The following is a 6,215-nucleotide window of genomic DNA, read 5'->3' on the forward strand; positions in this document are numbered from 1 at the left end:
GACGTACACCGGCTGGCCGCCCTTCCCGTTGAGTTTGAGGACCGCGTCGCACAGGTAGAAGCTGAAGTAGTCGCCGTACATCGCCTGGCGGTTCAGCGCTCGGTACTTGTCTGGCAGCTGGTCGAGAAAGCGGTCGAGGTATTCGTGGTCGGCCACCGCGATGCCCGAGGCGCGGTCGAGTTCGTGAACCACCTTTTGGAACGGTTCTCTAGCCTCGGCGAACAAGTCGGCGAACGAGCCTGCGCCTGCGTTGATGTAGGCGACCGCGTGGGAGAGATCGGTCCTGCGTTTTGCCAACCCGCCGACCAGTTCGGAGAGCGACGTCACCGCCTTGTCGAACCGTTCACTCTGGCCGCCCAACGACCCCAACACCACGTTGAGGTTGTCGATGACCTGCCCGATCAGAAGATCGCGGTCGGCCAAGGTGTTGGTCACCGCGGCGGCCTGGTTCAGAAACGAGCCGATCGTGGGGCCCTGCCCCTGAAACGCCTGAATCAGTTGTCCGGTCAACTCGTTGACCTGGTCCGGGTTCAGCGCACGAAACAACGGGCGAAATCCGCCGATCAGCGTGTCCAGATCCAACGCGGGTTCCGTGCGGTTAACCGGGATCGTGTCACCGGGCCTGAGTGTCTTCGTCCCTCCAGCTCCCTCCATCAGGGACAGGAAGCGGTTACCGATCAGGTCGTCGTACCGGATCACGGCCCGGGATCCCTCGGTGAGAACCACCGAATCGTCGGCCGAAAACTCGACTCGCACCGTAGCGTCCCGGTTGACGGAAATCTTCTGAACCTTGCCGACCTCCACCCCGGCGATCCGGACGATGTCGCCATCCCGCAGGCCCGTGACGTTGGTGAACTCGGCTACGTAGCTCTTGCCCTGCTCGAACCGAAACTGCCCGAAGACGGTCACCAACGCGAATGCACCCAGCAGGCAGACCGCGAGGAAAATGCCTAGGCGCCAGGCGGCGCCCCTCAGATTGCCCACGTCGTCTCCTGCGTCGGTCGTCTGTCGGCGGTCACGGCGGCGTCTGCCCGTTGTCTTCGGGTTGCGCCGGTCCCGGGTTCGGCTGCGCCGGTGCCACCCCCGGCCACAGCGGCACCCCACCCGGCCCGTACAGCGGCGCGCCGTACGGCGGTGCGCCGGGGTACGGAACCGGCCCGATTGCCGGCCCGGGGATGCACTGGCGGATGGTGGGCGCCTCCGGCACGGCGCGCGTCGCAGGGAACCAGTCGGTATAGCACGGATGCCCGATGCCGGGGTTGGGCCGAATATCCACGCCGGTTCCCCATCCGGTGTTGGTGACGAGCTGGCGCACGGGGAAGTTCTTCGCAACGTCCGGCAGCGACCCGCAGCCAGGCTTCCCGCCCGGCCCCCCCCTGGCCGCTGTAATCGGCAGATTGTCGGGATAGGTGTAGGGGTCGTTACCGGGCAATAGGGTGGCGTCAAACTGAAGCGTCCGGCCGTCGGCGCCGCCGAACACGGAATAGGCCCCGTTCTGCAGGTTGAATGTGGTGCCCTGCAGCAAGCAGGTGTACTCGGGGCTGTACTTGAGCAGTAGGTTCGTCGTGGGCTCCAGAGCGGCCGCCGATGCGGCGAGATTGTCCCTGCTCGTGACGAGCAGGTTGGTACCCGCCTTCGAGAAGCCAACGACGTTGAGCAGCAGGTTATCCAGGGACGTCGAATGATTCACGACCGTGGCGCTGGTGGTACTGGCGGCGTCGAGGACCGTTAGGATGTCCTGCGCTGCTGCGGCATAGGTGTCGTTGAATTTCTTGAAGGACCGCCAGTCCTGGCGGATGGTCTCGCTACGGTCGTTGAGCGCCGTCAACACCTGGTTGAGGTCGGTGGTGGCCTCACCGATCCGATCGCCTTGCCCGCGCACGGCGTCGGCCACCGCGGTCAGCACCGCGTTCAGCTTCGCCGGATCGATCATCTTCACGAGGTCGACGATGTTTTCGAAGACCGTGTTGACCTCTGTGCTGACATTCTTTGAATGGAGCACCGCGCCGGAAGCCAGCCGTTGTTTCGTCGGGTTCTCCGGAGAGACGAGTTCGACGAACTTGGCTCCGAATGCGGTGGTGACGTCGATTTCTGCTTCGACGTTTGCCGGGATGTACTGGATTTGATCGGGATCGATCTCCAGCTTCAAGCTGGCGCCGTGGTTCGCCGTGCCAACCTCGCTTACCCGGCCGACCTGGACGCCTCGCATCTTGACCTTGGCGTTGGTCTCCAAAATGATCCCGGACCGATCCGAAGTCAGGGTCACCGGAACGGTGGACTTGAACGTGCCTGCGAATATCGCCGAGGTCACCACGAGAAACACGACGGTAAACGCGATCAGTATCAGTGCCCACCATCCGGGGCCGATGTGCTGTTCTCCTGGCCTCTTCTCCATGTCGCTAGCCAGCCAGGTTGAAGTTGCCGGACTGGCCGTAAACAGCCAGCGAGATGAAAATGATCTCGATCGCCGCGATCACCATCGATGTACGCACAGCCCGGCCCACGGCCTCACCAACCCCGGCCGGCCCGCCGGACGCGTTGTATCCGTAGTAGGTGTGCACCACCATGATCACCACCGCGATCGCGACCACCTGGAAGAAGGACCAGATGAGATCGGTGGGATTGAGGAAGGTGCTGAAATAGTGGTCGTAAACCCCTGAACCCTGGCCGTAGATGGCGGTGGTGCCGGTGCGTGCAGCCAGGAAGGCCATCATCACGGCGATGCAATACAGCGGGATCACCACGATCACCCCGGCGAGGACACGGGTGGATGCGAGGTATGCGATGCTTCGGATACCGATAACCTCGAGCGCGTCGATCTCCTCGTTGATCCGCATCGCGCCGATCTGCGCAGTGGCGCCGGCGCCGATGGTCGCCGACAAGGCGACGGACGTGGTTCCCGGAACGATCAGCCGAACATTGAAAAACGCCGACGCGAACCCGGTAAGCGCTTCGAAGCCGACGGACGCCAATTGGTTGTAGCCCTGCACCGCAACCAACGCACCGGTGGTGATCGTGAGGAAGCCGACGATCGCGACGGTTCCACCCACCACCGCGAGTGCTCCCGAACCCAAGCCCATCTGCGCGATCAGCCGCCATAGCTCCGTCCGGTAGTTCATGACCGCATCTGGAATCGACATGAGCGTCTTGGCATAGAACTGTGCCTGCGATCCGATCCGCTTCCACTCGCCGGCTACGGTGTCTGACGCGCGTCGCAGTTTGGCGTATGGCCTGCTCGGAACGGCTTGTGTCATGGCGTCATCTCATTGCACCGTGAACTGGATGCCGACGGCGGTCACGATGATGTTGATCGCGAACAACACCATGAAGGTGAACACCACCGTCTCGTTGACAGCGTTGCCGACGCCGGCCGGGCCGCCGCCGACCGAGATGCCCTTGTAGCAGGCGATCAGTCCTGCCGCCATCCCGAACAGCGTCGCCTTGACCAGGGAGACGATCACGTCTGCGATTCCAGTAAGTAGCGTCAGACCTGCCACGAACGCTCCCGGCGAGACGTGCTGGACGTACACGGTGAAGAAGAATGCGCCGCTGAGGCCCACGAGGATCACCGTGGCGGACAGCGCCAACGCCACGGTAGTCGCCGCCAGCACGCGGGGAACCACCAGCGCCTGGATGGGGTTGACGCCCATCACCCGCAGCGCGTCGATTTCGTCGCGAATGGTCCGCGCCCCGAGATCGGCGCACATGGCTGTCGCGCCGGCGCCGGAGACCACTAGCACCGTGACGATCGGGCCGATCTGGTTGACGGTGCCGATCGCGGCACCGGTTCCGGCGAAGTCCGATGCACCGAATTCGGTCAGCAGAACGTTGAATGTGAACACCAGCAACACCGAGTACGGCATCGTCAACATCAGTGCCGGCAAGACTGACACCCGCGCGACGAACCAACTTTGAAGTACGTATTCCTTCCACGCGAACGGCGGCTTGACCATCGCCACGAAGGTGTCCAGCGTCATCGCGAAGAAGCCGCCCATGGCGCGGACCGGCTTGACGTCCAGATACGTCGTCATCAGCTGTGCCCCCACCGCTTGGAACGAATGGTGCGCGTGATGCCCATGATTAGACTTGTTGCGCGAATCCGCACCGGAATTCGCAATTCTTTATCTACAGACATGCAGGCATTGCCTGCGGCGTGCGGACGGACTGGGTCGCACCCCGCTGTGCCCGCACCCCAATTCGCCCGCAGCTGCAGATAATTCCCATCAGCTGGCGGCGGCATGGCGGGAACGCTACGAGGCGGTCATCCCGGTGACTGCTCCATCACGAGGGATTATGGGTCCCTCGTCAGGGTCACATTCCGGTACTTCGCGTCACCTGTGGATTTGCTGAGCACGTCGGAACGGCGCGCCTTTTTTGACGGTCGTGTCATTTCTCGTGTTAGCCAGCAGAATTCAAAAGCTCGACCGCATTACCTGGCAAGACGATGTCGCGATCGAATCGGGTCCGTCTGGGACTGAACCGCGTCCTCAGTGCCCGCCCTCCGATCGGGGCTCACCTGGAGCGTCGCCCGGACATCCGGTCGCGATATTCACGTACCAAATCGCCTGTCTCACAAGTATTTTCGCGAGCCCGCAGGTCGACACGCCGAATCTTGCCGGAGATCGTCTTGGGTAGCTCCATGAACTCGATCCGCTGGATGCGTTGGTAGGGCGCGAGGTTGAGGCGCGCATGGGCGAAGATGGCGTCGGCGGTGGCCTGATCGGGGACCCACCCCGCCGCCAAGCTGACATAGGCCTTGGGTACGGCCAACCGGGTTGGGTCGGGGGCCGGCACCACCGCTGCCTCGGCCACCGCCGGATGCTCGATGAGCACACTTTCCAGTTCGAACGGGGAAATCTTGTAGTCAGATGCTTTGAAGACATCATCGGTGCGTCCGATGTAGGTGATAAAGCCGTCGGCGTCGCGGCTGGCAACGTCGCCGGTGTGGTAGTAGCCGGCGGCGGTGACCTCGTCGTTGCGGTCGTCGTCGCCGATGTAGCCCGTCATCAAATTCACCGGTCGCGGATCAAGTCGCAGACAGATCTCGCCCTCGCCGGTCGGCCTCCCGTTGATGGAGTCGACGATCTCCACGGCAACACCCGGCAGCGGCCGGCCCATCGAACCGGGTTTGACCGGTGAGCCCGGGGTATTGCCGATCAACGCCGTGGTCTCGGTCTGCCCGAACCCGTCGCGGATGGTCAGCCCCCAGCACTGCTGGACATGCGCAATGACTTCCGGGTTCAGCGGCTCCCCCGCGCCGACCGCTTCCCGCAGCGCGGCGGGCGTGGGACCCAGGTCGGCCTGAATGAGCATGCGCCACACCGTCGGTGGCGCGCACAGCGAGGTGACGTCGGCGTGCCGCAGCATCGTCAGGAAGCGGTCCGCGTCGAAGCGCGCGTAGTTGTACACGACGATTGTCGACTCGGCGATCCAGGGCGCGAAGAATGAACTCCAGGCGTGCTTGGCCCATCCCGGCGAGCTGATGTTGAGGTGGACGTCGCCCGGGCGGAGTCCGAGGAAGTACATCGTCGACAGATGCCCGACGGGATAGGACTGGTGTGTCTGCTCAACAAGTTTGGGCCGGCTGGTGGTGCCCGAGGTGAAGTAGATCAGCATCGGGTCGTCGGCGCCGGTCTGCGTGCCGAGCAGTGACGACGCGGCCACCGTGTCGGCCAGTCGGTAGCGCCGCCACGGCGGTGGAGCGTCGCCGATCGCAATGCGGCCGAAATCCCCTGGGATTTCAGCGAATTTATCGACCTGGTCGGCGTTGGTGATGACATGGCGCACCGCGCCCCGGCCGACGCGGTCGGCGAGGTCTTTGGGCCCCAGCGCGGTCGTGGCCGGCATGATGACCGCGCCCAGTTTCATGACCGCGAGCATCGATTCCCACAACTCGACCTGATTGCCCAGCATGACCATGACGCGATCACCCCTGGCGACACCGGCCGCGGCCAGCGATGCGGCGACCCGATCAGACCGCTGGGACATCTCGGCGAACGAATACGAGCGGTCGGACCCGTCCTCATCGATGATTCGCAGCGCCGTTCGCGGGTTGCCCGCCGCGATGGGGTCGAACCAGTCGAGCGCCCAGTTGAACCGGTCCCCGACGTCGGGCCAGCTGAAGGCCGCGACGGCTCCGTCGTAATCGTCGCGGTGTCGCAGCAGGATGTCGCGGGCCGCGCGGTACGCTTCTCGGCCTGCTGGTGTGTCCATAG

The 6,215-nt window shown here is 63.9% G+C and carries 5 protein-coding genes; all 5 read right to left on the reverse strand.

Annotated elements, in window-relative coordinates; translation table 11 throughout:
• On the reverse strand, positions 1 to 984 hold a 984-nt coding region (locus QOH60_RS13850), incomplete at its 3' end, for a virulence factor Mce family protein (protein ID WP_526421207.1).
• 31 nt (positions 985 to 1,015) lie between these two features.
• Complete coding sequence (locus QOH60_RS13855; protein ID WP_526421209.1) at positions 1,016 to 2,395, reverse strand: MCE family protein; 1,380 nt, start codon at positions 2,393 to 2,395, stop codon at positions 1,016 to 1,018.
• A gap of 4 nt (positions 2,396 to 2,399) precedes the next feature.
• The gene (locus QOH60_RS13860; RefSeq protein ID WP_526421211.1) at positions 2,400 to 3,254 is read right to left on the reverse strand and encodes an MlaE family ABC transporter permease; all 855 of its coding nucleotides are present in this window, start codon (positions 3,252 to 3,254) and stop codon (positions 2,400 to 2,402) included.
• A gap of 9 nt (positions 3,255 to 3,263) precedes the next feature.
• Positions 3,264 to 4,031, reverse strand: a complete 768-nt coding sequence (locus tag QOH60_RS13865; protein ID WP_526421213.1) for an MlaE family ABC transporter permease — start codon at positions 4,029 to 4,031, stop codon at positions 3,264 to 3,266.
• A gap of 481 nt (positions 4,032 to 4,512) precedes the next feature.
• Positions 4,513 to 6,213 carry an AMP-binding protein gene (locus QOH60_RS13870; RefSeq protein WP_526421215.1) on the reverse strand — a complete coding sequence of 567 codons (1,701 nt, stop codon included), beginning with the start codon at positions 6,211 to 6,213 and terminating at the stop codon, positions 4,513 to 4,515.
• Positions 6,214 to 6,215 lie beyond the last annotated feature (2 nt).

This window comes from Mycobacterium sp. (genome assembly GCF_032159765.1).
Taxonomy (GTDB): domain Bacteria; phylum Actinomycetota; class Actinomycetes; order Mycobacteriales; family Mycobacteriaceae; genus Mycobacterium.